Raw genomic sequence first — 26,115 nt, forward strand, 5'->3', positions numbered from 1 at the left:
ATTCAGGCTTACTCTTCGCCCCTCACGGTAAACAATAGGTTCTGTCCGTCAGGAGTGAAGCAGACACCACCGTTCACTTTTCCTTTTACCACTGTATTAAATGGCTCGGGGTCTTTGTCTTCCGCTGGATTGAATTGAAAGAGTGCCGCTGGTGTTAAATTCGGGAAGAAAATGATCTTGTCCCCTTGAGGGTGCCATGCAAAGTCAGCAGATGGGGCTTTCTTGTTTTTGTAATGAACTTTGAAGCCCTCCTTCATGCCAGCTACATTGACAGTGCCTACTTCATATGTTTTTTTAGCTGCGTTACGACCTTTAAAACAAAGCCAGTTACTGTCAGGAGACCAGCTCATGTTCCAGTACAAGCTTGAGTAAGGGCTTTCTCCTGGGGGAAACACCAGACTTTTGGTCTCTTCGATTAAATCATAAATCTGGATATTTGCTTTTCCCGAATCAGAAATGCTATATGCAATTTTTCGACCATCGGGTGACCACTGCGCTCCCCAGCCTCGTTCTTGAATCACTTTAATCTGGGAACCGTCTGCGTTCATAATCGCAACGCCATACGGGGAAGGCTGTGAAAAAGCGATTCGATTTCCACCGGGAGACCAACTGGGCATCGCGCCAGGTCCGATGACTTTCATGTTACTACCATCTGCATTCGCAACAATGATTTGCACATTTGAGAAGCTTTCACCATTTTGAGACTTCCAGCCGTCAAAGGCCAATTTCTGACCATCGGATGAGAAAGCAGGGGAGCCAACATTATGAAAGTCACCGGGTACTAAAAAGAGCGTAGCATCTTTTCCGTCTTGAGCGGCAATGTAAAATCGAGTCCTGTTGACTTTTGCTTCTTCGTCCGCGGCTATCGGAGAACTATTGAAGTGATGAACCACCAGACTCGTCATACAATAGAAACAGGCAAATACGAGATGTTTCATCATGAATCCTCTGGATGTAGTAAAGAAAAGATTAATTTGTAGCTGTCTGAACTATAACAGTTTGAAAATCCGGTTGAAAGAAAATATTTTCTCAAAGGCCACTGGTGTATTTCAGTAACCATGATAAAAATCATGACTCTCTATTTTCACTATGAGTCAATCTTCAACTCAACCGAGTGAACTATGACAACTTCTCAATAACCACTCTTTTTACCGCAAATGAAGGCGCCTCGATATGAGTTGAATCCCGTTTCATACAATCCGAAACCATTCTGAAAGTGGTTGATATCCTACTTTTTGTCGCGATGAACAGACCGAACTTTATAGTGCGGCGAATTTCATTATACTCATTGTTTGAAGAGTTTAAGGCGACTTTCTCTTGTAGCAGATGGTTAAAATATTGCGAATCAATGTGCGCGAAGCAATTTGAAGTAACTACTGGTTATAAAACAGGATAACAGATAATCGTAGTTTTGTTTCGCGCGCGACGCAGAAGTCAGGGATTTTAAGTGATGCCAGATAGCTGTCAAGCGATCTATTTTGAACTAAAAGTTTGCAGTCCTGGTTACAAACGGTTAAGATATATAAGCAGATATTTAAGTGAATTGGCCTTCCTATTAAAATTATAACCGAGTAATGAAATCGGTTTTGAATTGAACCCACCTGCCAATCCTTCCTGATACCACTAGCCGAGGACTTGACCATGAGTTGTTCTGCAAATTCGCTCCAGATAACTCAATCACGGCGCTCATTCCTGCAAGCAGGATTTCTTACTTTAGGTGGCTTAGGATTGGGAGATTTGCTGCGGCTGAGAACTGCAGCAGCCTCGCCCGCAAAAACGGCGCCTGATACATCGATCATTCTGATTTGGCTGCAGGGTGGTCCCAGCCATATGGAAACCTATGATCTCAAGCCGGATGCCCCCGTCGAATATCGTGGAGAATTCAATCCCATTCATACTGAAGTACCGGGTATGGATATTTGTGAGATGCTCCCGCTGCATGCGAAAGTGGCAGATCGCTTTACGATTATTCGCTCAATCTCACATGGCTTTGCGAATCATGCCGGTGGGGCAGGGCGTTTCCTTTCTGGTCGTGATCCATTAAGACCACTGGATCCTATAGCTCAGTTTCCGACAATCGGGCCGATTGTCTCCCGGATGCGCGACCATGTGAATCATGGCATTCCCAATTACATTGGTAATCAACCGCGCGTCTATGGGGGAGGCAGTGCTTATCTGGGAGAGTCAGCATTACCATTTGTAGTAGGCGCTGATCCAAACCGGAGTAATTTCCAGGTTCCCAATATCACTATGGATGAGAAGCTCAAGAATCGTCTTGATGATCGCATGCTGCTATTGACCTCCTTTGATCAGATGCGTCGTGACCTGGATCAGAGCGGTTCTTTAGAATCCATGGATCAATTTAATCGTCGTGCCTTGGAGATGCTCACCAGTGATCGAGCCCGTAACGCTTTTGACATGACGCAGGAAAGCGATGCGACCCGAGAAAAATATGGTCGTCACAAATGGGGACAACGTGCATTACTTGCTCGTAGACTGGTTGAAGCCGGCAGTAGTTTTGTAACGATGCAGATGCAAAATCCCAGTACTCCAGGTAGTGCAGGAAACTGGGATATCCATGCGGTCAACGGTCACTTGTATGATGATATGCGGGGACGGCTACCGATCTTTGACCGCGCGGTTTCCGCTCTGATTGAAGATATCTATGAGCGGGGTCTCGATGAAAAAGTGATGGTCATCGTTTCGGGAGAGTTTGGGCGTACGCCACGAATCAATCCTCAAAAGGGAACTCGTTCGAAAGTGATGCAACCCGGACGCGACCATTGGCCCGGTGCGATGTCTGTTTTAGTGTCAGGTGGTGGTATGAAAATGGGGCAGGTGATCGGTTCTACGACCGCCAATGGAGCCTACGCGAAAGATAACAAGTTGGATCCCAACGATTTGCTGTCAACAGTTTATCGTTTTCTGGGTATCGACCAGAACCATGAATTTCTCGATCACAGCGGTCGACCAATGCCGATTCTTCCCAAAGGCAAACCCATTGTCGAGTTGACCTGATTGTTGTATGAATTTTGTCTTGAGTGTTGTACTGGTTTCTGAGTCGAGAGAAATACACACTGCCTGACCAACTAAAGCGTTTCACTCTGCATAAAAAAAGAGTTGATTGAGAACGAACTCAATCAACCCTTTTGAGTGTTTATTGGAAGTAAACTGTGATTTCTTATTTCAGGAAGAAATCATCGGGTCCTTTGTGTGTGTAATAAGGGTACTGCACGATTCCCATAGGCTGGTTTTGTTGAGGATAAACAGTCGCAGGGGGAATATATTTGTAAGTCTGGTAGTGATTGGGGCGTTTTTTGTGGTGATAGACATTTTTATGCCCATTGTTCCAGCCACGATGTCCTGGAGGACAATATGCTCTGTGGTGCCTGTGGCCTATTTGCTGGATTGGCGCCTGTTGTCCAGCCTGCTGTTGATGCATCAGCTGCTGGTATTTGACCATTTCAGCTTGTTGCTGCATCATGAACTCACCATCGGCCGACTGACCTCGAATAACCTGGCTATTTGTACATCCTACACTTAAAGGTAGAATCAAACAAGCGGCCATTGTAACTAACAGTTGAGGTTTCATTGGCTTACTTTCCCCCTGAAATTTGAGTGTGAGTAGGTCTACTTATAAACAGAGACTCTTGCTCGCAAATATTGGTATCGTTTATGTCAAACGTTGAAAAAGCATCCATTGCCTTCTAGGAGACCGGACAATGATCAGCAAACGAGTTATTTCTTTTATCGGCATGTTTGGGAGCAACAATAGTTAAAATCCCCCAGAAAAGGAAAACCGCTGTAATATTCAAAACTGATCGACCTTGCAGAATCGTCAAAGCCGGGATAAATTATCATAGTTTCCTACTCTATGACTAAATTCGTGTAAACTGGTTAAAGTGGGTTGTTTTGTTGTTTGAGTTTTTGAGGCAAGGCATCGTCGGTGGCGAAGTGCTCACCTTGCTTTGTTATTTGCCAACAAGGGAGTGTTCGGCGTGTTTGTAGCTGCATCATCACGTTGTTTTTCGGATGAATCGTTCGAAGTCAGTTGTGAACGATTAACGGATCTGGAATTTGACAAAATTGAGATCTGGATGGATGAAGAGAGTGATCATCTGAAGCCATCCGAGGTGGTCGATTCTCCGGAAGATTTCTATTCACGTTTTCGGGAAGCCACGCGGTTGACTCCGATTGCCTTTTGTCTGGAAAATGACATTACCCCCGAGATGTTTCAATCGTTGTGTAAAACGGCGAAGCTGATGCGAATTGCTCAGATTACAATTCCTTCTTCTCCTCTGGGAACACCTTTTAATTCCGAAATCGATCGCTTGAAAACGCTACTGGAAATTGCCAGTCGCGATGGTATTTGTCTTTCGATCAAAACAAAAACCGGCCAGCTCACCGAAGACCCACGAACAGCGACAGAACTATGTCAGTCTGTTAAAGGTTTAGGCATTACATTGGACCCTAGTTATTATACCTGTGGTCCTTACAGCAATACTTCTTATGATTTAATTTTTCCCTATGTCTGCCACGTCCATTTAAGAGATTCCACCAGCGATCAAGTTCAAGTGCCCGTGGGATTGGGTGAAATTGATTACAGTCGATTGATCAGCCAACTCGAACGAGAGGAATATAATCAGTTTCTTTCAGTGGAAGTCCTACCATCCTTACTGAACGGTGTAGATCGCGCTTTAGAGCTTCGTAAGTTACGACTCCTATTGGAATCAGTTGTGATCTAAACCGAGCTGCTTTTTTTCAGAGTCGGAACTGCGAAACGATCATTGGCTGTGCACGCGATTCAGTTTCTTGCGCGGGAATTGTTTTTCTAGTAGTTTCACCGCTTTTTGAAACAGAACATCGTCGGAGGGAGATTCGGCAATGTTGGTGTTTTCGTTAGGATCCACGCTATGGTCATAAAGTTCCCGTGCTTCGACTGCGCCTGTTTTGAAATCCCGCCACTCGGTATATCGATAGCGGGGCGTGCGGACTGAGACTCCCATCAATCGGGGACTGCCTTTGTAATACGCGGGGCGTGGGTGTTGCGTGTATGCCGCGGCTTTCCCCTTTTGTGTGGGATCATTGAGTAGTGGAACGAGACTTTTACCTTCTAGTGGGCCGGGGTCAGGCAGGTTGCAAAGTTCGACCAGCGTGGGATACAGGTCAAGTAACTCTACCAATGCTTTGGAAGCTGTACCCTCCTGTTTCATTTTTGGAACAGAGATCATCAAAGGTACGTGCGCATCATTTTCAAAATTCGAAGTCTTGCACCACAGACCATGCTCACCCAGATGAAAACCATGATCTGACCAGAAGACGATGATGGTGTTGTCACCTAACCCCAGCCGATCAAGTTCATCAATGACTTTCCCTACTTGGGCATCAAGGTAACTGATCCCTGCCAGATAGCCTTTGCGTAGTTCGATGACTTCTTTTGTCGTTAACTTTCTACCTTTCGTTCCCAGCAGTTCACGGCCATTATGCAAGGCAACTTGGGGAACATTTTTGGGCGGCGTGGGATTTTTAGGAGCAGTAATCGGACTCCGATCATAAAGCTTCCAGTATTTTTCCGGAGGATTAAAGGGCAAATGTGGTTTCCAGAATCCAACCGCTAAGAAGAAAGGCATCTCCTTCTTTTTGAGTTCCTGTAAGGCACTAACGGCAAGATCAGCGATGCGCCCATCGAAGTAAGCAGAGTCAGGTACATCGCGACGTTCCGTTTTTAGTACTTTGGCCAGATTCACAGGCAGCTCTTCGTTTTTGCTGATAATCGGTTTGTCACTGCCATGAGTTGCATAATGCATGACTGCAGGCACAGACCATGATGCCGGATCCCCTTGAATATTCTGCCTCCAGTTGTGGAAAATTTTTCCGATGTTCTGTGTGAAATATCCCTGTTGTTTGAATAACTGAGGTAGTGTGACAATCTCTGGTTTGACTTCGCGAAAATGGGTTGGCAAATCCCATATTTTTAAAGAGTCTGGTCTGCGACCGGTCATGATTGAAGCCCGTGACGGATTGCATAACGCCTGCTGGCAGTAGGCTTGCTTGAAAAGAACACCACGTTTTGCCAGTTGATCCAGGTAGGGAGTTTTGGCTAAAGGGTGACCGTAGCAGGCCAGATCACACCGCAAATCATCTGCAGCGATGAACAACACATTTGGTTTATGTGCAGATGCAGTACGTAAAGAAAGAGCAGGGCAGAGCAGTAAGGCGAGCAGCATTAGATGCAAGGATTTAGCTGAATTGTGCATTAGGGATGACTTTCGTAGAGATGTTCTATAAGAAAGCGAGTCATTCGTCTTTTTTATTCTGAACAGATCAGGGTGCATACGCAAGGATGTTTCGAATCATATTTCAAAGTCATTAATGCAAGCATTGTAGAATTAAAAATTAATCGAAAAAAGTTGTTGACATCGACAGTCAACTGTATTACTGTGTTGATACAGTTGATTGTGAGGAGATTAAATGCAGATTCAATTATCAGAAGCGGATGGTACTCCCTATTACCAGCAGGTAACGAATCAGATCAAGTTTCTGGTTGCTTCCGGGCGTTTGGAACCACATGAGCAGCTCCCTTCTGTGCGCGGTCTTGCACAGCAATTAACAATCACTCCGAATACGGTGGCACGGGCTTACCGTGAGCTGGAAGCGGAAGGAGTCGTGATCTCAAAACGCGGTGCCGGCGTTTTCATTTCGAACGGTGTTTCCCCCCTATCAAACAAAGAAAAACGCCGTATTCTCAATGAGCGTATGGATGCTCTACTGACGGAATCACGTCAATTAGGAGTCGATGAAGAAACACTACTGAAGCTACTACGTCAGCGTAGCCAGAAATTTGATTCACACAAAGAGGGTGTAAAATGACCGAGCATGTTATTGAAATTCAAAATTTGAGCCGTCGCTTTGGGAAAAAACAGGCATTGTCTGAAGTCAATCTATCGGTTCCTGAAGGTTGCGTCTTCGGATTGGTGGGAGAAAATGGCGCCGGTAAGACAACGATGTTAAAACATGTTTTAGGATTTCTGAAGCCACAACAAGGCGTCGTACGTGTATTTGGTTTAGACCCTGTAGCAGATCCTCCCGGCGTTCTGGGACGTATTGGACATCTTTCAGAAAACAGGGATCTTCCCACATGGATGTCGATTCGAGAATTGTTCGAATTTACCCGTGCCTTCTATCCAAAATGGGATCCGGTCTATGCCGAAGAACTTCGAAACATGTTCGAACTGACTCTGAATCAAAAAGTGCCTACGTTATCACGGGGACAAAAAGCACGGGCCGGATTGCTACTGGCACTGGCACATCGACCACCATTACTGGTACTCGACGAACCATCTTCGGGCCTCGATCCGGTCGTTCGCAAAGATATTCTGGATGCCATCATTCGCACGGTCGTGGATGAGGGACGCACGGTCTTGTTTTCCTCTCATCTTTTAGATGAAGTGCAACGTGTTTCGGATCAGATTGCCATTCTCGATCAGGGACGTATTTTGCTGGCAAGTCCTTTGGATCAGGTCCTGGTTTCGCACTATCAGCTCACGGTCAGCTTCCCGGAACCACAGCCCTATTTTCCGCAGTTAACAGGTGCGCTCACCTGGTCGGGTTCAGGTCGAGAATGGAAGATCGTATGTAATGGACAGAAAAAGGAACTCGAAGCAGAGTTGGAAGCAATGCACTGCGAAATTTTGGAGCAGGGAGCACCAACGTTGGAAGAAATCTTTGTAGCTCGAATGAAATCGGTCGAACGATCTTCTGCAAATTGATGAAGTTTATGAATGAAAAGAGGAGATCGGAGTGTAACTTATGAAATCCGCCTTGTATGTAACGACAAAAGATTTCTGTAAACGGGCGCGATTTGGTGCTCTGCTTGCAGTGGGAACGTTGGTATCAGGTCCATTGCTGTTTCTGATCATTACTCGGTTACAGGGATTGAATTTCGATTATCGCAAACAGGATATGTTTGCTTATCACTTTGCTTACCTGGGAGTCTCCTGGATAATCTTTCTCGCGGTTTGTTTGCATGCGTTGACGGGATGCCAAAAGATCTGCCTGGGATTGCCGGTTCCTTCGAAAGTGATTGCCACATGGCTGATGTTGGCGACAGTGGTCTTGGTGATTGTATTGCAACTAGTGACGAATGGTGCCTATCGAGTACTATTTTTTGATGAAAACTGGCTCGCCGATTATTGGCCACTGCTGGGGCCATTGCTGTTTATTACCACATTGATTTTGGTGGGGCATTACATTTTCTGGAGTCTCTATGCACCTAGTTTTACACGAGTCGCTTTCTGGATTACTTTGATTGTCGTGATGTTCTGGTGGTTCATCTCACGTTATTATCCCAACGGATATCAAGCAAAGATTGTTCCCTGGAGTCACGTGACGCTTTGGGAGTTCATCACGTTACAACTGGTGAGCGTAGCGGCCTGGTATCAGGGAACCCGCGCGTTTGCCAAAGTTCGGTCTGGCATCGCAGTTCCCAGCCCGCAGTGGCAGCAAATGCAGGTCTGGTGGAACGCCTTACTCACCGGAGCCATCCCTGAAAGCACACCGATTCCTCTTTCTAAGCGGACCTCATTAGCTCGTTTGCATTGGCGCGATTCGTGTCATCGTGCTGTGATCATTGGAGGAACCTTGTTCATGATTTCTGTGTTAGCCGTTAACCTGACGTCTAGAGCAGAGTTTGGAACGAGCCTTAGCCGACAGGTTGAAGGCTTTGTGATCGTCACAATGGTGTTTAGTTTCATTGCGGCTGTTATCGTCGCGCTACTTATTGGAGAAGGGGTTTCTGCCTCAGGTCGAACAGAAATGAAACGTTTTCTGGCGATGTCACCACTTTCCGATAATGATTTTAATGCGACTTTGTTCTGGAACATGATCAAAGCGTGTGTCTTGACACTTCTCTTGATTCAAGGGGGCCTGATACTTAGTTATGCTGGAGTCATGTTTTTGGAAGGACCAGAGATTTTTAACGGAGATCTAAACTGGAATGCTTTCGCTGGTTTGTGGGTGAAATACACCATTTATACGGTAATCGGGTTCTGGATCATAGTGGCGAACATGATTTCGATACTTTGGACAGGCCGGACCTGGTTTTACTACACAATGATTGGTGTATTCTTCGGGGGCTTTAGTCTTTTTATGGGACTTGCCAGTGTTTCAAATCGGTTTTTTCGCACAAATGTCATCTACAGCTATATTTTTGCGGGTGTTTTACTCACCCTGCCGTTTCTGATAGTAGGAGGCACAATTGCAGCCTATGTGGTTGCATACCAAAAAAAACGGATTAGAGCATCTACGGCTGTGATTGCCAGTCTACTCTGGTTAGTGAGTTCAATTCTGACCTGCTATTTTAAACATCCGAATCTTTCTCGAATTGATGACATTATAGGAATCTTCTTTATTCCAGCATTATTGGTATTGATTATTGCCCCATTTGCTACGATTCCACTGGCTTTATCCTGGAATCGACATCGATAAAGGTGCTAAAAACTCTTTTTAAAACTGCTAGTTGATATTCAAAACATGCGAATGTATTTGAGTGAAAATTGGGTGAAACCATGACGCATATGTTTTATGTGGTGACGCAAACATTTGTGAAACGAGCCTGGTGGGGCGCTTTTCTTGGTGTTAGCCTGCTCGTCTTGGGCCCTCTGGCATTGCGAGGCTTGATTCTACTCGTTGAGGGGCCTATTGAGAGTGGAGCCTTTCGACCATTTAGTTTTCATTTCGCGTTTCTGGCAACTTCATGGCTTGTCTTTATCTCGGTTTGTTTACAAGCGTTACAGGGCGTCAAGAAATTCATCTTTGGTCTTCCGCTTCCTTCGGCTTCGATTGCCAGCGGTCTGATGTTTATCACAATTGGCACCGTTATAATTCTCAGTCTCATAACCAATGGACTTTATCGGCTTGTCTTTTTTGATGAAAACTGGCTCAGCGATTATTGGCCTGTCTTAGGTCCAACACTATTCATTGCCACTCTGATGATGGTTGGGCATTGTGCATACTGGAATTTGCATGCACGGGGTTTCGGACGATTATTGTTCTGGATTGGTTTGATTGTTGCGATGTTCTGGTGGTTCATTTCACGCTATTATCCACACGGATTCAGTGAGAAAATCGTTCCCTGGAGTAATGTTACACTTTCAGAATTTGTCATACTACAATTGGTGTTTGTTGTGGCGTGGGTGTATGGCATTGTGTCGTTTGCCCGAGTTCGCTCTAGTACTGCTGAGCCCAGTCTGCACTGGAATCGTTTTGAATCCTGGCTAAACCAATTATCGAGTGGAGCGTTGAACGAAACCGATGACATTCCCGTTTCAAAATCCAGTGCGCTGGCTCAATTGCATTGGCGTGATTCCTGTCGCCGTGCGATCTTGCTGGTTTTGTTTTTAGGGAGTATTGCCTTGATCCTGAATCTGGTTCAATTCACGTATTATAATACTTTGGGAATGGAGAATCAGACTGCGAACGAAAGTCCCATGGTGGTTACCATGATGTTTTTGTTTTTTTCTGCGATCTCGCTATTTTTGATCCTCGGAGAAGCACTTTCAACTCGGAATATGGTTGAAATGAAAGGCTATCTGGCAATCGCCCCGCTCTCAGATCAGGACTTCTCTGCGGTTTTGGTTCGTAATTTGATCAAGTGTGTTGTGCTGACGGTAATCGTAATCGCTCTGCTTAGTTTCCTGGTCAGCTACTTCATAGCGGCTTTATATTACGGACTTGATCTCGTCAGTAGCAATTGGAACTGGTTCGTCAATCATGATTCAAAAGTGCTTTTTATTGCATTACCGGTTCTCGTGTTGGTTGGATTCTGGGCAGGAATCGCGAATACGCTTTCTCTATTTTGGACAGGACACCAACGGTTTACTGCCGGTGTGTTATTTACTTTTTTTGGCCTTTTGTTTTCTGGATTTATTGCAGGCATCGTTCTGATTCCGGAGTCAATGAAGACCGGCTTCCTGCATGGTTCATTTCTGTTGCTGACCTTTTGCATTTGGAGTGGTACAATTATCGCTTATTTGAATGCACACAGAAAAGAATTGATCAATTCTACAACGATCTGGGCCGCAGTTGTGTTTTGTCTGTTGATGCCCTTGGTTTTCTGGGGGTTTTGGAAAACAGATCAAAACATCGTCAGACTATTTCTCTCCTCAGTACTCGTACTCGCCATAACGCCTTTTGCCACGATTCCACTGGCGGTTTCCTGGAACCGACATCGCTAACACATCTCTGTTATGGGTAGGCACTTTCCGCCCTCTTAGCCTTAAATCGTGTGAAATTCTTATTTTCAGTTCAAATCAGCCTTAGTAGAGACTTGCAGTCCTGAGCGCAGCGACTAAAAATAAACAATTAAGGTAGATTTTCTAACTCAAGATATTCTAGTGTGGCTAGGTAGTTTACAGGGTTGTGAGTCACTTAACACTGACATTGCTTTCCGACCACACGGATATCGCCATATATATTGAGGAGAAATGATGGCTGTCGCAAAACATTTCAGAGTGACGCAAGCATTTTTGGCGAGCGTTGCCTTAATATTGGTTCTCATGTGCAGCATTTCCAGAGTGCAGGCAGAAGAAGAGGTAATCAAAGTTCCCGCTGGTTTGCCTCCAATCGAGTTCCCTGAAGATAATCCCCCCACGGCGGAAAAGATTGCATTGGGCAAACAGCTGTATTTCGACAAACGTTTATCTCGTGATAACACCATTTCGTGTGCCAGTTGCCATGCTTCCGAGAAGGGATACAGCAATGCAGATCAGTTCGCGACTGGTTTCAAAGGGCAAAAAGGAGGCCGTAATTCTCCCACTGTGATCAACGCTGCCTATAACCGGTTTCATTTCTGGGATGGTCGTGCCGGTTCATTAGAAGAGCAGGCGTTAGGGCCCATCGCCAATCCGATCGAAATGAATCTGACACTGAAGGAAGCCGTCGATCGCATTAATGCCATTCCCGGTTATAAGAAACAATTTCAAAAAGTTTTTGGCTCTGACGCTACCGCTGATACTATCGCCAAAGCAATTGCCACCTATGAGCGTACGATTCTCTCGGGAGATGCTCCCTATGATCGCTTTAAAGCCGGTGACAAAAAGGTCCTTTCCGAATCTGCGCAACGGGGTATGAAACTCTTTTTCGGAAAAGCTTCCTGTAGTGCCTGTCATGCGGGACCGAACTTTACCGACAACGCCTTTCATAATATTGGTGTGGGAATAGATGCCAAAGAACCAGATACGGGGCGAAAAGCCATTAGTAAACTGGGAGGCGATCATGGAAGTTTCAAAACGCCAACATTACGAGATATTGCCCGATCTGCGCCTTATATGCACGATGGCAGCATGCAGACTTTGAAAGAAGTCGTAGAACACTATAATAAAGGTGGTGTTCCTAACGAATTTCTTGATGAAGAAATTTTCAAATTGAATTTATCCCCTCAGGAAGTTAATGATTTGGTGACCTTCATGAAAGAAGGTTTGGCCAGTTCAAAATATCCTGAGCATAAAGCACCTGAACTACCAAAATAGCGTTTCGTCGCTTGTTTTAAAACAGAGTGTGACGAGACAAAGTTACTAATTGAAAATCCCCTTTTCAAAGGAAGATGAACACCATGCAGTGGAATTTACACCTAATCTTGAAAGCAAGTGCATGCTGCCTTACAGCGTTATGCCTGACCGTTGGAAGTAATCTGCTGATCGCCGATGAAAAAGGTGATAAAAAAGGCGATGAGAAAAAAGGAGCCGCTAAAAAAGAAGAACCTAAAAAAGAGGCTGCTAAAAAGGAAGATCCTAAGAAAGATGCAAAAAAACCAGCTCCCAAAAAAGAAGCACCAAAGAAAGAAGAGCCTAAAAAGCCTGCTGTGACTGTCAAAACTCTGGTTACTAACCTGGAAAATCCGAGCGGGATTGCTATTCAAGATGGAACTGGCCATGTGTTTGTTGCCAGTCGTTACGGTGTTTATCGCTATGACTCCAAAGGCAAAACCGTTGATCTGGAAATTGCCGGTTACCCAACCGATGTTTATGGAAAAGGCCCGAAGTACAATATCGGTCCTCTGGGCTTGGCATTTTTGAATAAAGACCATTTGGTTGTCGGCGATGGTAGCCGTCCCGACGGTTCAGAACTCGTTCGAATCTACAAAGTTGGTGACAAACCTCTGGCGAAGTGGGTGAAAGAAGATACGGCCGTACAAACTCTGGGGCCCATCAAAGCGGGAGATAAAACTGCTAAAGGAGAAGGTAACTTTTATGGAGTTGCCGTTGGTGGTGGAAATATCTTTGTTACTTGTAACGGAGATGACACCAAGGGCTGGGTAGCCAAATCTGTTGTCAAAGATGGTAAAGCGGGGCCTTTGGAACTCACTATCGCAACCAAGGAAGCTACTAATGTAGATGCACCGGTTGCCATTACATTCTCTCCGGACGGAAAACAACTTGTGATTGGTCAGATGGGTGAAATGAATGTCCCCAACGACGCTTTGTTGACGTTCTATGATCCTGCTACAGGAAAGCTCAACAAAAGTTTGAAAACCGGTCTAAGTGATATCGCCGGTTTAGCGTATAGCCCCAAGACCAAAAAGTTATATGCGACTGATTTCTCCTGGGTGGACACCAAAAAGGGAGGCCTGTTTGAACTGAAAATTGATGGCGATAAAGTGACAGCCGAAAAAATTATTGCCCTCGATAAGCCTGCGGCCATTGCTTTTGATAAAGATGGTAATCTTTATCTGACGACTTTTGGAACTCAGGGGAAAGATCCTGAAAAGTCACCTGGTTCACTGGCAATGATTAAAGCCGGTCTCTAAAACAGACGCTCACGACGCGGATTGATTTTATGGTAAACCAGTCCGCGTCTTTGTAACAAATACTATTTTTTCTCACCAATATTTTGAAGGTAAGTAAAGTCAAATGACAGCTCAAGTAATGCACCCCGCTCCTGATTTTTGTTTGCAGGGTTATGATCGTAGCAGCGATTCATTCAAAGATTACAAACTGGAAGACTACAAAGGAAAATGGGTTTGCCTCTTTTTCTATCCGTTGGACTTCACATTTGTTTGTCCTACCGAATTAGTTGCGTTCAATGAAGCACTCGGTGAATTCGAAAGTCGTAATTGCCAGGTTCTGACCGCCAGCACAGATAGCAAGTATTCACACAAGGGATGGTGCGACGCGGATCCTCAGTTGGCAGGCCTGAAATATCCTATGTTGGCTGATGGCACACATCAGCTTTCCAGGGATTATGGTGTTCTGAAGGATGATGCCGGGATCGCTGTTCGCGGTATTTTCCTGATTGATCCGGAAGGCGTCTGCCAGTGGTTAGCAATCCACGGCTTAAGCGTAGGACGAAATGTTGAAGAAGTTCTACGAGTACTTGATGCACTTCAGACAGGTGAAAATGTTCCCTGTAACTGGAAGAAGGGTGACAAGACACTTTAAGCCAGGCTTAAACGTGCAAGATTCAAACCAGGAGAATTCGTTTTCGGGTTCTCCTGTTTTTTTATCGTCCGCCTGCGACATCAATAAAAGCACCTGTTGTGAAGGAAGCTTCTTCCGATAACAACCAGACGATCGCATTGGCAACTTCCTGAGGAGTTCCTCCTCGTTTCATCGGTACCTGAGCTTTCACACGTTCGATTCGATTCGGTTCGCCTCCATCAGCGTGCATTGTTGTTGCAATGAATCCCGGACGCACTGCATTCACGCGAATCCCTTCTTCCGCGACTTCCTTAGCCAGTCCTTTGGTGAATGTATCCAGTGCACCTTTGGATGCAGCATAATCGAGGTACTCAAAGGGAGAACCCGTATATGCTGCCAAAGAGGAAACATTGACAATAGCGCCTCCTTGACCTCCGCGAGATCGCGACATTCTCGGTACCGCAGCACGGGCACAAAGAAAGCTGCCAAACACGTTTGTATTGAAGATGCGCTGCCAGCGATCAAGGGTCATGGTTTGCATTTTCATCTGTTGTTCGAGAATTCCTGCGTTATTGACCAAGGCCGTCAAAGTTCCCAGCTGATCGTCGACAATTTGAAATAATCGTTCGACGTCAGCTTCGACAGAAATATCTGCCTGTACGGCGATTGCTTCACCACCCGCTTTCTGGATTTCAGAGACGACGTCATTGGCAGACATTTCATTGCTGCGATAATTCACACAAACTGAATATCCTTTTTGAGCGGCTAGTACCGATGTCGCCGCGCCAATTCCGCGTCCACCTCCCGTAATGATAACTGCATTTTTCATAATAGAACTCTTGATTTGATCTATCGCGAATGTGGAAAGGGGAGAAATGAACTATTTTCATTATAAGGATATTTTTGCAGGGAGACAGGGCTATAAGCTAAAGCGATTCAAAAGGGTGTTCTATTTCTAAAGTATGGTTAATTATTTTTGATTCATGCCGGACTTCAAAAGAGAGTTTTTTAGTGACTTGGCTGGGAGGAACCGTTAGTTTAATCTAGTAGATCGACATAGATGAACCATATTCACATAAATCATCGAAATCAGTTCTGAGGAGATATCCGTTGAAACGCTCATCCCTTTCACAAGTGTTGAAATTATGCATTCTTATTATAATCTGCCCTGTTTATTGCCTTGCGGCAGACAAAGCTGATAAAAAGCTGTCAGTCCTCTTGATCGATGGACAGAATAATCATCAATGGCAACAGACCACGCCGTTGCTCAAAAAGATTCTGGAGAATTCCGGTCGCTTTGAAGTCGAAGTCTCAACCACGCCTCCCAGCCCTCCCAGAAAGCCGCGCAAACCAAAGGGGAAACTGAGTGAGGGCCAACAGAAAAACTACGAGAAGCAGCTTGCGGAATGGAAAACAAAAGCAGCACAAATCCAACAGGAAGCACCTGCGCTTTGGAAAAAGTGGCGTCCTGACTTCAAAAAGTATGACGTAGTCGTCAGTAACTATAATGGTCAGAGTTGGCCTGAAGAAGTTAAACAGGCATTTGATAAATATGTTTCTTCTGGTGGCAGCTTTGTCGTCGTTCATGCCGCCGACAATTCTTTTTCGGATTGGCCCGCATATAACAAAATGATTGCCGTCGGTGGTTGGGGAGGTCGTGATGAAACCTCGGGCCCCATGTTGCGCTTACGTGGTGACAAATGGATTAAAGATACAACTCCTGGCAGGGGGGGGACACATGGCACGAAGATTCCTGTCGTCGTCAAAGTTCGCAAGCCTGAGCACCCCATTGTCAAAGGGTTACCTCGAGAATGGATGCATCCTGCCGATGAAGTCTATGGCAAGTTAAGAGGCCCGGCAGAAAATGTGACTGTGTTAGCGACCGCCTATTCCGAACCGAGTGAACGAGGGACCGGTGAGCACGAGCCGATTATGATGACGGTCGATTATGGAAAAGGTCGTGTGTTCCATACCACGTTGGGGCATGATACCGTTGCCCTGCAAGGGACCGGCTTCCAGATTACTTTACAGCGAGGAACTGAATGGGCGGCTACGGGAAAAGTCACACAACCATTACCCAATACAAAATGGAAAGACAACGAACCAACGGTTCAAGCACCATAGTCCTTCTGAGTTCAGGAACGGCTATAGAAAAGCGGAATCTGCTATTTTAAGCAGGTTCCGCCAGTCGTCAGGCTGTATTCTTTGCAGGCGAAGAATACAATATTGCTAAATACACATTGCCATATAATTTGCCAACGCTTACTTTTTTCCAGGCAGTTTGAGATCAATATTATTTTTACCAGATTCCACTGTAATTTTCTCTGGCAAAATAATGGTCTTCGGTGGAGACTTCATCGGAGGAGCCTCTTGATTCGATTCTAAATCCGGGTTTGTGATTGCTGCCATGCCAGGCGTAATCTGAACCGAGTGCCGTCCTACAACGGCTCCGACACGGTCATTGTATTTAAGAGAATATTTCCCTTCTTCGTCGGTGATTCCAGTCGAAGTGATACCTTCTTCAGGAAAGAATTCAATCATAGCGCCCGATATGGGAGAACCGTTTTCGAATACAACTCCTGTTACGACTCCTAACTCCGGACCACTATCACCACATCCAGTGAGATTCAAGACTAATAATATTAAGCCAATCGATTGTATACGACTCATAGTATGATCCTTTCTGTTTCCAGAATCATTTGATTTTGTGTAGTAATCTACTGAAAGATCGCCAGAGAGTTCGCTATCTGGTTCTCTGGCGATCGTAAGATTTAAAATTCTCCCAGCGGAATACCATCTTCAGTTTGAGACAACGCAAGCAGTGTGTTGAAATCGAGACTGTCACTCACAAAGCGAACGGCGCCGTCTCCAAGTAGAATATGAGCTCCCCCTGTATGCTCGGAACGAAAACCATTATGTCCGCCATAAGGAATTTCATGACCGTAACCTGGACCATTATAGTTAATTCCATAACGGGGAATCGTTACGTTTGCTGACCATCCGAGCCAGGCATAAGTTGCTGGGCCTGCCGCCCAGGGGCCACCTGCCCAAGCGGAAGGACGTGCATCTACTTTCGCTTTATCTGAGTCTCGAATTGTGTAGCTGGAGTGCTCACCTACCATAATTGTATTGGATGTTCCGTCTGTAATATTCGCCATCCGTATCGCTGCCGTCTGGGATGTCATATTGATAATAATTCCGACTTTGTGGTCCCACCCATAGCCCGTCCAGACTCCTCCAGGTGGAACAGTTGTAGTATTCGGTCGGTGATATCCGCCAGAGACACCTGCATAGTCTGCAGTCTGAACGGAAAATGCTGCTGGTGCTCCAATTCCTTGAGTTGCTCCGTTTGTTGTCAGTGATCGTGTTTTAGGCATAGGTGATGAAGGGCAATTGAGAATACTCACACGTAATTGTTCCATGACTTGCCAATTGAGATTGGCACCACTTTGCATCGACCAGTCAGTTCCTGAGAATATCATTTGGTTATAAGCGGCAGCCTGATCCATAAATGGGAGGATCAAGGTAATCCATGAAGTATTACGCTGATCGCCTGCTGTTTCGGTAATGTTACCTGGGAAAACCCGGTGTGTGTCATAGTAATTGTGGATCGCCAACCCAATCTGTTTCAGATTATTCTTGCAACTCGAACGGCGGGCCGCTTCGCGTGCCTGCTGGACCGCAGGTAACAATAAGGCAATCAAGACCGCAATAATTGCAATCACAACGAGTAGCTCGATCAGCGTGAAACCACGTGATCTTCCTGGTCGGGGACTTAACATGAAACTGGCCTCCTGAAATGAAAAAGATGATAGGTGAGTAGAAATCTCAAATTGTTAAAACTACTCAAAAAAACACGAGTCAGATTATGAATTGGTTAATTGCAAGAACAAGTCCGTTAATTGAGATCAGAAGTAGATTGTCTACCGTCTTGTTGCCTTCTGATTATTTGAGTAAGGCGTAAGATTCTGTCCGTTAAACACTTAGGGGTTTATAAGTAATTGTATTTACTCTTTTAATATTTTGCGCAACAGTTGTTACGATTTTGCGCAGCAGTCGATATACTGGTTTTAATGACTAATCATTGTGCAGGTTTGATTAAATGAGGCGCAACATGACCGCAATCGGGCTTTTTCTTGAGCGTACCTCCGTACGATCACATCGCGTGATTAAAGGAGTATTACAGTTCGCCGACGAGCACCCTGATTTACGGCTTTGTGATTATCTTTTCGAGTCAGACCATGTTGAAGATTATGAACACGCGACTCCCCCCTGGCTTGGTCGTGTTGATGGAGTCGTTGCCAGTTCGAGCAAAATCGATTATCTCGTCGACTGGCTCAAGCGTGGTAAAGTTCCCATTGTAATGGCTTGTGGTGATCTGGCTGCCAGTGGGGTACTCAGTGTCTTTACCGATTCCCAGTCGATTGCTGAAATTGCTGGTAACCATATTCGTAGTATTGGACGCAGTCATGTTGGATTTGTGGGATACCAGAATTCAGATGGCTCGTTACATCGACAGAACTCATTAGCCCAGTTTTGTAAGGAACAGGGTTTTTCTTTTAGAGCTTGTGAAATGGAAGCCTATCTTCCTATTTCTCATACGAAAGAAGCGGAATTGATTGAACCGGAACCTGATCTGCTGAAAATGCTGGCCAAGTTACCAAAGCCAGCTGTTGTGGTCACTCTGAATGACCACTATGCGATTGCGACTCTGAATGCGATTCAAAGTCTCGGGTTTTCAGTTCCCGAAGATATTGCGTTAATTGGAGTGGACGATTCGGAATCGTCTCGCCTTTTTTCGACTCCGATTACCAGTGTTCATCCTCCAAGCTTTCAGATTGGGTATGAGTCTACACGTTTATTGATGCGGATGATTGAGGGTAAACGTCTGGCCCGAAAAACCGTTCTGGTTCCCGCCGACCGGATTTCTGTTCGCGAATCAACGGTTGGACAGCGGCGGGCTCCTGTGACTGATATTGACCGTGCCAAGGAGTACATTCGACGACATGCTTGCGAAGGAATTCGTGTCGTTGATGTTGCCGATCATGTTCATATTCCCTTGCGCACATTCCAAATTGAGTTCAAAGAACAGACGGGTAGCCCCGTCACTGAAGAGATTCGTCGCGTTCGCTTTAACCGTGCGTGTGAACTCCTGCAGACAACCGATTTCACTCTGGAACGAATAGCTCATCTCATTGGCATGAGCCATGCTGCCAGTTTCAGTGACTTCTTTAGACGTACAGCGGGAATGACTCCGAATTCTTATCGTGATAAGCACAATCAAGACTGATCACAGGCTCAATTTAATCTTCACCCATTTGTTTGTGAAGATGAATCGGCTCGGCTTGGTTTTTGCGCATCCGTAGATTGAGCATTTCGACAGTAACAGAGAAGGCCATAGCGAAATAGATGTAGCCCTTAGGCACGTGGACATCAAAACCTTCTACCATGAGTGTCACACCGACCAGGATGAGAAACGAGAGCGCCAGGATTTTAATCGTGGGGTGTTTATCGACAAAATCTCCAATTGGTTTTGCAGCCACAAGCATCACTACGACTGAGAGCACGATGGCAATCGCCATGATCGAAACATGGTCTGATAAACCGACGGCAGTAATCACAGAATCGAGTGAGAAGATGATATCCAGCGCTCCAATCTGAATCAGAACTCCTCCAAAACTTGCTGCAACAGGTGACTTTGATTCGTGACGAGAAACACCTTCCAGACTGTTATGGATTTCATGTGTTGCTTTAGCTAACAGGAATAAACCCCCGCCTATCAATATCAAATCGCGACCGGAGAATTCACGTTCTAGAACTGAAAACCAGGGTTCGGTTAGCCCCATCACCCACGAAATAGAAAACAGCAGAATCAGTCGTGCCACCATTGCCAGACTGATACCCAATGTTCTGGCGAGGTCACGTTGTTTTTCAGGGAGCCGACCGACGAGGATCGAAATGAAAATAATGTTATCGATGCCCAGAACGATTTCTAATGTTGCTAATGTCGCTAACGCAATCCAAGCCTCAGGGCTGGCCAACCATTCAAACATGCTTTCTCCAATGAGGGACGATACAATTCCAAGTGTATCTGATTATACAGAACGACTGGACTCTGAACAGGGAATGGCAAACGGAGGATCAATCGTCGTGGTTTAAAAGAAAAACCCTGATGTAGCGAATTTTACTACATCAGGGTTTTAACTAAACAAAAATTCTCACATTACTCAATCGCAACTAATAATGGTTGTTCGTCCTGTTTTGTTATTTTTATGATCCATCATTGAAGAAGGCAAAGTCATTCCCCTCCGCGCTCTCGCTGTGGCACGCAATGCAACCTTGAACTTTTCCCGCAAGCTTGACACTTCCTTTTCGGGCGATCGTTCCATCAGGATTATATTTCGCCCAGTACCAGTCTCCTCCATTGGGGTTGTACCCTTTGGAGCGGTACATCACCGTTACAGCCATTAAAGTCTTCTGGTCTGGACCATAGTTCTCTTTGACCAGGATTGAACCATTCGGAAGTTGCTTTGGATTTCCCCCTGCTGTTCGGTTGAGATACATTTTTAAGAAAGCGCCATGGGGGCTTTCCCCTTTCGAAAATCCATCGTTTTTTCCAGGAACGGGGGCCCAGTTTTCATATTTTTGTGATATCAGATAGTTCCAGAATCGGTCTTCGAAGGGACGGGTCTTCTGAAACCCTCTGCGCGAGTTGCTTCCCTCTCTGGTACTACTTCCCCCGCGGTACCCACTTTGAGCAGAGGCTGCTTCTGGTGGTTTCAGTGCCAGCCAGATTCCAAAAAGGGAGAAACACATGATTGCCGCAATACTCAATCGCTTCATTGTTCATTCCTCGTATAGTACGACTCTGTCCTGATGTAATGATTTCACTTTTCATATCAATTTGTCTTGGTATTGTTTGTTCAATCATCTTTCAATTGCGACCTCACAACAGCCTTCATTCGCTCTCGCACAGTTTCTGAAAGTTGATTCTCGGAGTCGGTTTCGCTCTCGGTGATTTTGCCGCGTATTGTGTTGTGCAGTTTATTCTGTAGCCGACGAAACGAACGGCAGGTGCCACACATTCCCACATGAACCCAGAGACTCAACCGCTCTCTGATTGAGAGTCGCTGTATGAAGGACTTCGAGATTAACTGTGTGACCTGTTTGCAGTTCAACATGGAGTAGACGCTCCATAGCGATCCATTAAATGTTAATTTCTTCCTATCGAGCTTCCGATGTTCTCAATCCTTGTCTAACTCAACGACGTCCGGCAACTCGTCCTAGATTTGCTTGATCGTTCAACTTCCAGTTGTAGTCCAGAAATGAAATACGAACGGAGTTTTGCCTCGCAGCATTCTGCGCCGTTTGATCGGGTAGCCAGGGAGCGATTGTTTTCAATTGAACCGCTTGATTGGCACCAAAGTCTGTTCCGAACCAACTTAAAATCGAAGACAGGTAGAACCGTTTGTTTTGCTGATCAAAGCGAAAGTTTTGTGGTCGACTGAAAAAGTCTTTTGTATTAACGTCAAGTTGTTTCTCTACTTCACTGGCGGTGTAGGCTTGATTTAACAAACGAGGGCAACCAACTGACGCGCAAACGATCGCAAAGTGAATACGCGGTTCGTTCATTTTGCGGAGTATCTGGTGCTCGATTCCTTCAAGAGAGATTGCCTGTCCGCCTACTACAAGTTGAAGGTCCTTCCAGATGTTATAACCGATGACTTTTGCAGTATGGTTTCTGATACTCGATGTGGGATACTCTCGTAAGATTCCATGTACTGTGACAGCATTATAAGCGTTAATCCAGAAGGCAAGTTTTGCATTATTTCTGGCAGGTTGCTTGGGGTTTGCTTTCGACAGTTGATTAAGATAAGCCGTCAATGCTTTCTGATCTGCTGACGACGCATGCCAGGCTTTATAGTTCACATAGCCATTGTGATCGACGTATTTCTTAAGCAGTATGTCCCAACTGGAATGATCGATTTGGTCCATTGAAACTTGAGCATTAGAGGAGACGTTCTGACCAACATAAACTTTCGAGGCCGCCGCCACATTTCCACTGTTGACGATCATCACGATAGCAATTGCGACAGTAATGACCAGAACAGCAATGATTTCTTTACTGAACGTTTTCAAGACTCTTCCTTTCGTCCATAACATAATGATTCCCTTCTCAAAACAATGAGTGTTGTCTCGATGGTTTTGTCCTTTTTCAGCACCTTCAGGTGACGGAGCTTTTCATTATTACTTACACTGTTTTTCCAGATTTCTAGAAAATGAAAGGTTTCTCGCGGCGGGTTGTCAGTCCAAACGGCTTATTAGTATGGACTTATGGTACATCTTACGAAATGCCTCTATTTAGATGGAAAATGTAATCGAATTCACAGACTCATCAAGAAATGAAAATTAGAGTGCAGTTTTCGTATTTCGAGAGTGTTTACTGGTGTGGAGGAATTGGTGATAAACTGCGAACAGAAACTCGATCCATCAGAGTGGGTCGATGCCTACAGCGATTACCTCTATCGGTATGCATTCTCTCGTTTAAGAGATGTAAGTGCAGCTGAGGAAAGTTTGCAGGAAACATTTCTTGCGGGTATTAAACATCAGAGTCAGTTTCAGGGTTTAGGTTCTCAACGCGCCTGGTTACTAGGCATCCTCAAACGCAAGATTGTGGATTATATTCGTTCCCGTTCTCGCTTGAAGCAGGTGTCTGATCATGGTCATGAAGCAGAACTCGAAAATCAGTTATTCGATGAGTCGGGTTTCTGGCGTCAGGGAGCTAAGAGATGGGCCGTCGAACCACGAAGACGATTAGAGAGCGAGGAATTATGGCAGATAGTGCGCGAGTGTCTTTCACACATACCTGAACCTCAGGCGGATGCTTTTATGTTGAGTGTGATGGAAGAAATGAGTACCGAAGAGATCTGTGCTGAGCTAAACATCACACAGTCAAACCTCTGGGTGCGTCTCCATAGAGCTCGCTTGCACCTTGCTCACTGTGTCAGTTCCCACTGGCAAGCAGATGAAAAGGTCTGAGCTTCTCTAATTGCGATTCAGAGTTTTATTTATGAAACCACCATCGTTTCATTGCCCAGCTCATCGCGAGCCAGACAAACCAGGGTCCGAACTCAAGCCAAGTTACGACGAAGTCAAAAAAATGTTCTCCTGAATAGTTTGTGAAAGGCATTGGTGGGTCAGGCCAATGATATCCCAGCCAGAATCGCAGGTAATACATTAGAGTTAAGCCGCTCAGGGCCAGCCATGCCCGGTTACGGGTAAAGGGGAGAAAGGGAACTGCCCAGGTCCAATACCATGGATTTTGAGTTGGGAGTAACAGCCAGAACCAGGCAAGAGTCAAAAAAATTCCTTCCAAAAAATGAGTTACTTCATTTGCTCGGATCGCGCGCCAACAAAAGTAACTTGCAAGTATCAAAAACACAATGGCAGTAAACGTACGCGATAATGCAAAAGGAACCTGTTCCTGACTAAGAGATGTCAATGCTGCCAGTTGTGTTACAATAGACTGCCGCCAATTTTCCGAAGTGATAATAAACCACGGACGTTGAGAAGTGGGAACCTCTACCAGGGGAGTCAGGTTTTCGCTCACGAGTAAAAAAAGAAAGTCGTTCATTTTCCAGCGAGACAGAAACATCGTGAGCCCTTCGCCGTGAGCTTGTGGCGCGTTGCCATCGATGGAATTGATAGATTCCTCAGTGTTAGGAATTGGCGGCATTGAAGATTGTGAATCGAGAGGGCGACGATCAGCCTCGGCTGCGAGTCTCGGTTCAGAAACACTCTGTGAAACCATCGGCCAGCATACGCCTGCTGAGACCAGAAGAAATACGAATGCCACCATTGTTGCCCGTGACCAACCCAGCTTCTGCACGGATACAAGAATCAAAAGTGGTGATAGAATGATAGGATACAGTTTTGCTCCCACAGCCAGGGCAAGAATCATTGATGCAGCTATACCCCATAACAAAGATGTTTGTTTCGAGTTTTTGATGGCAGCCATCTGATCGACAGAACTATAAAAAGCACGCAGCATCATGTAGACAGCAAGAGTTGTGAGGCAGACAGCAATTGAATCCAGATGCCCGCTGTTGGCGAACTCTTTGAGTACCAGTGGACACCACGCATAGACTAGCGACCAGCCGACTGGTTTTGCAGTGAATCCAAGGATCAGGATTAACACCCAGATTGTGGCCATGTCAAACAGCACAATCCAGGACTTCATCACAATCAGATGAGTACTGAGACTAGAATGTGAGGGAGTAGTCAGAGCAGCAAGTGCAAAGATGGTTTGACTGACAGGTGGGTACACAGTTGATAACTCGGCAAAATGAACTCGATTCAGGATTGCCTCATTTGCCGGTGATGAGTCTCTGGCTGTTACAAGTTGTGATAGATCTGGTGCAAGGGTTTGCTGTGCCGAACTATTGAGAACTTGTAGAGGACTATACCGAAACGGACTCACGCCGTGCATTGTGGCTTGACCGTCCCACATGTAGCGATAAATGTCAACTTCCTGAATTGGTTCCGAAAAGAGCAGTAGTAATCGCATGCTAAATGCAAACAGACCAATCACGGGTAATAACTGCCGATGCTGTCCCGCCTGAATTGCTACACGTAACGCCATGAGATAAATGGCAAATGCGGCAGCGAACAAACAGAAAACTTCAATGATGGGTCTTGTGACGCCAGGGGGCTGATAGGAGAATCTGGCACTCAGCGAGACGATGAGTGTGTAAACTAACCACAACAGTATTCCACAAAAGACTAGAATAAACAGATTGCGCCGTTCCCTAATGGCTCTCGTTCGTCGACTATCGGCATCACTCAATGCTTCAACCCGTACTTTCCAATTAAGTAGAGAATTTTTGATCCTGCTTTCACAGTACCGGAAAATGTGCCACTAATCTTGCTGTTTCCAATGCGGCGCCGATAGGGAACTGGAATCTCTCGTGTTCTGAGATGCGCGCGAGTGGCTTTAATTTGCATTTCGACAGTCCATCCAAAGTTGTCGTCAATCATTTGAAGGTCAAGTAATGCACGATAGTTGATAGCACGAAACGGACCGAGGTCAGTATATTCACTTCCGAAAAGTGTGCGCATCAAAAAACATGCCAATTGGTTGCCATAGAGGCTTTGTGGTGGCATTGCTCCGGGCTCTCTTTCACCAAGTAACCGTGAGCCGAGCACGAAATCGACTTCATTATTCAGAATCGGTGACGCAAGAAGGGGGAGCAAGTCGGGATGATCACTATAATCAGCGTCAATGAAGACGATGACTTGTGGAGCCTGTTGACCAGACTTAATCAACTGCCGTAGCGCTTCCAGACCGTGTAAACAGGCTGCACCATAGCCACGCTTCGGTTCATTAAAGACAGTAGCACCATGCGCGGCGGCGATCTGAGCCGTCTGGTCTGTCGATCCGTTGTCGACGACAATCACGTTACCAACCGCGGGTAGGTCACTCAGGACCAAAGGCAAAGACGTCTCTTCATTCAGAGCGGGAATAATCACCGTCACTTTTGATAGATCAGTGATACTCGTCTCATTGGGCTTTTTGAAAGTCGATGTAGCAGGATCAGTGACCAAGGCAGCCTCTCCGTATGAAAACAGTTCTTTGTTTAACACATTGAGTCTCCGTTCGTTAGCCTTACGAGTAAGTATTCGCTGAGTCTATCTCGCCAAG

General features: G+C 45.5%; 24 protein-coding genes. 12 read left to right on the plus strand and 12 right to left on the minus strand.

Going from position 1 to position 26,115, the window contains the following annotated elements; genetic code table 11:
• Positions 1–8: 8 nt before the first annotated feature.
• A complete protein-coding gene (locus tag V202x_RS02320; RefSeq protein WP_232098780.1) occupies positions 9–941 on the minus strand; it encodes a TolB family protein in 933 nt (310 codons plus the stop codon).
• 700 nt (positions 942–1,641) lie between these two features.
• Here V202x_RS02320 and V202x_RS02325 point away from each other — a divergent pair.
• Entirely contained in the window at positions 1,642–3,018 is a 1,377-nt protein-coding gene (locus V202x_RS02325) for a DUF1501 domain-containing protein (protein ID WP_145170837.1), read from the plus strand.
• Positions 3,019–3,181: 163 nt separating this feature from the next.
• Here V202x_RS02325 and V202x_RS02330 read toward each other — a convergent pair whose 3' ends face one another.
• Complete coding sequence (locus V202x_RS02330; RefSeq protein ID WP_145170839.1) at positions 3,182–3,592, minus strand: hypothetical protein; 411 nt, start codon at positions 3,590–3,592, stop codon at positions 3,182–3,184.
• Positions 3,593–3,998: 406 nt separating this feature from the next.
• On the opposite strand from V202x_RS02330, the gene V202x_RS02335 reads away from it, so the two are divergent.
• Positions 3,999–4,745 (plus strand): sugar phosphate isomerase/epimerase family protein, encoded by a 747-nt coding sequence (locus V202x_RS02335; RefSeq protein WP_232098783.1) that lies wholly within the window; start codon positions 3,999–4,001, stop codon positions 4,743–4,745.
• A 39-nt stretch (positions 4,746–4,784) separates the two neighbouring features.
• Here the strand turns inward: V202x_RS02335 and V202x_RS02340 are convergent, their stop codons facing one another.
• On the minus strand, positions 4,785–6,257 hold the full coding sequence (locus tag V202x_RS02340; protein ID WP_145170843.1) for a sulfatase: 1,473 nt from the start codon (positions 6,255–6,257) through the stop codon (positions 4,785–4,787).
• A gap of 214 nt (positions 6,258–6,471) precedes the next feature.
• On the opposite strand from V202x_RS02340, the gene V202x_RS02345 reads away from it, so the two are divergent.
• The 7 genes from V202x_RS02345 (at position 6,472) to V202x_RS02375 (ending at position 14,435) form a co-directional block, all read left to right on the plus strand.
• Complete coding sequence (locus V202x_RS02345) at positions 6,472–6,870, plus strand: GntR family transcriptional regulator (RefSeq protein WP_144981002.1); 399 nt, start codon at positions 6,472–6,474, stop codon at positions 6,868–6,870.
• The gene (locus V202x_RS02350) at positions 6,867–7,769 is read left to right on the plus strand and encodes an ABC transporter ATP-binding protein (RefSeq protein ID WP_145170845.1); all 903 of its coding nucleotides are present in this window, start codon (positions 6,867–6,869) and stop codon (positions 7,767–7,769) included. The genes V202x_RS02345 and V202x_RS02350 overlap by 4 nt, the downstream gene beginning before the upstream one ends.
• 40 nt (positions 7,770–7,809) lie before the next feature.
• Complete coding sequence (locus tag V202x_RS02355; protein ID WP_145170847.1) at positions 7,810–9,486, plus strand: hypothetical protein; 1,677 nt, start codon at positions 7,810–7,812, stop codon at positions 9,484–9,486.
• Positions 9,487–9,566: 80 nt separating this feature from the next.
• On the plus strand, positions 9,567–11,234 hold the full coding sequence (locus tag V202x_RS02360; RefSeq protein WP_145170849.1) for a hypothetical protein: 1,668 nt from the start codon (positions 9,567–9,569) through the stop codon (positions 11,232–11,234).
• Between the two features lie 249 nt (positions 11,235–11,483).
• Entirely contained in the window at positions 11,484–12,527 is a 1,044-nt protein-coding gene (locus tag V202x_RS02365) for a cytochrome-c peroxidase (protein ID WP_232098785.1), read from the plus strand.
• An 83-nt stretch (positions 12,528–12,610) separates the two neighbouring features.
• Positions 12,611–13,804 carry a hypothetical protein gene (locus V202x_RS02370; protein WP_145170851.1) on the plus strand — a complete coding sequence of 398 codons (1,194 nt, stop codon included), beginning with the start codon at positions 12,611–12,613 and terminating at the stop codon, positions 13,802–13,804.
• 103 nt (positions 13,805–13,907) lie between these two features.
• Positions 13,908–14,435 (plus strand): peroxiredoxin, encoded by a 528-nt coding sequence (locus V202x_RS02375; RefSeq protein ID WP_145170853.1) that lies wholly within the window; start codon positions 13,908–13,910, stop codon positions 14,433–14,435.
• Between the two features lie 61 nt (positions 14,436–14,496).
• On the opposite strand, the gene V202x_RS02380 is transcribed toward V202x_RS02375, so the two are convergent.
• On the minus strand, positions 14,497–15,243 hold the full coding sequence (locus tag V202x_RS02380; RefSeq protein WP_145170855.1) for an SDR family oxidoreductase: 747 nt from the start codon (positions 15,241–15,243) through the stop codon (positions 14,497–14,499).
• Between the two features lie 281 nt (positions 15,244–15,524).
• Here V202x_RS02380 and V202x_RS02385 point away from each other — a divergent pair, with 281 nt between their 5' ends.
• Complete coding sequence (locus V202x_RS02385) at positions 15,525–16,538, plus strand: ThuA domain-containing protein (protein ID WP_232098787.1); 1,014 nt, start codon at positions 15,525–15,527, stop codon at positions 16,536–16,538.
• 138 nt (positions 16,539–16,676) lie between these two features.
• On the opposite strand, the gene V202x_RS02390 is transcribed toward V202x_RS02385, so the two are convergent.
• Together V202x_RS02390 and V202x_RS02395 are read right to left on the minus strand one after the other, a co-directional pair.
• Positions 16,677–17,084, minus strand: coding sequence for a carboxypeptidase-like regulatory domain-containing protein (locus V202x_RS02390; protein ID WP_145170857.1), 408 nt, complete (start codon positions 17,082–17,084; stop codon positions 16,677–16,679).
• A 101-nt stretch (positions 17,085–17,185) separates the two neighbouring features.
• Positions 17,186–18,196 (minus strand): DUF1559 domain-containing protein, encoded by a 1,011-nt coding sequence (locus tag V202x_RS02395; RefSeq protein ID WP_145170859.1) that lies wholly within the window; start codon positions 18,194–18,196, stop codon positions 17,186–17,188.
• 332 nt (positions 18,197–18,528) lie between these two features.
• On the opposite strand from V202x_RS02395, the gene V202x_RS02400 reads away from it, so the two are divergent.
• Complete coding sequence (locus tag V202x_RS02400; RefSeq protein WP_197993178.1) at positions 18,529–19,704, plus strand: substrate-binding domain-containing protein; 1,176 nt, start codon at positions 18,529–18,531, stop codon at positions 19,702–19,704.
• Between the two features lie 13 nt (positions 19,705–19,717).
• Here V202x_RS02400 and V202x_RS02405 read toward each other — a convergent pair whose 3' ends face one another.
• From V202x_RS02405 to V202x_RS02420, 4 genes are all read right to left on the minus strand, one after another.
• Positions 19,718–20,467 (minus strand): TerC family protein, encoded by a 750-nt coding sequence (locus V202x_RS02405; RefSeq protein ID WP_145170863.1) that lies wholly within the window; start codon positions 20,465–20,467, stop codon positions 19,718–19,720.
• Between the two features lie 217 nt (positions 20,468–20,684).
• Positions 20,685–21,257 carry a cytochrome P460 family protein gene (locus tag V202x_RS02410; protein WP_145170865.1) on the minus strand — a complete coding sequence of 191 codons (573 nt, stop codon included), beginning with the start codon at positions 21,255–21,257 and terminating at the stop codon, positions 20,685–20,687.
• Positions 21,258–21,337: 80 nt separating this feature from the next.
• On the minus strand, positions 21,338–21,595 hold the full coding sequence (locus V202x_RS02415; protein WP_145170867.1) for a hypothetical protein: 258 nt from the start codon (positions 21,593–21,595) through the stop codon (positions 21,338–21,340).
• Between the two features lie 79 nt (positions 21,596–21,674).
• Positions 21,675–22,577 (minus strand): DUF547 domain-containing protein, encoded by a 903-nt coding sequence (locus tag V202x_RS02420; RefSeq protein WP_197993179.1) that lies wholly within the window; start codon positions 22,575–22,577, stop codon positions 21,675–21,677.
• Positions 22,578–22,874: 297 nt separating this feature from the next.
• Between V202x_RS02420 and V202x_RS02425 the strand changes: the two genes are divergently transcribed.
• Positions 22,875–23,453, plus strand: coding sequence for a sigma-70 family RNA polymerase sigma factor (locus V202x_RS02425; RefSeq protein ID WP_197993180.1), 579 nt, complete (start codon positions 22,875–22,877; stop codon positions 23,451–23,453).
• Between the two features lie 25 nt (positions 23,454–23,478).
• Here V202x_RS02425 and V202x_RS02430 read toward each other — a convergent pair whose 3' ends face one another.
• The gene (locus V202x_RS02430) at positions 23,479–25,179 is read right to left on the minus strand and encodes a hypothetical protein (protein WP_145170871.1); all 1,701 of its coding nucleotides are present in this window, start codon (positions 25,177–25,179) and stop codon (positions 23,479–23,481) included.
• 77 nt (positions 25,180–25,256) lie between these two features.
• Positions 25,257–26,057: a glycosyltransferase family 2 protein gene (locus V202x_RS02435; RefSeq protein ID WP_197993181.1), complete on the minus strand. Its 801-nt coding sequence runs from the start codon at positions 26,055–26,057 to the stop codon at positions 25,257–25,259.
• Between the last annotated feature and the right edge of the window lie 58 nt (positions 26,058–26,115).

The organism is Gimesia aquarii, from assembly GCF_007748175.1.
Taxonomy (GTDB): Bacteria; Planctomycetota; Planctomycetia; order Planctomycetales; family Planctomycetaceae; genus Gimesia; species Gimesia aquarii_A.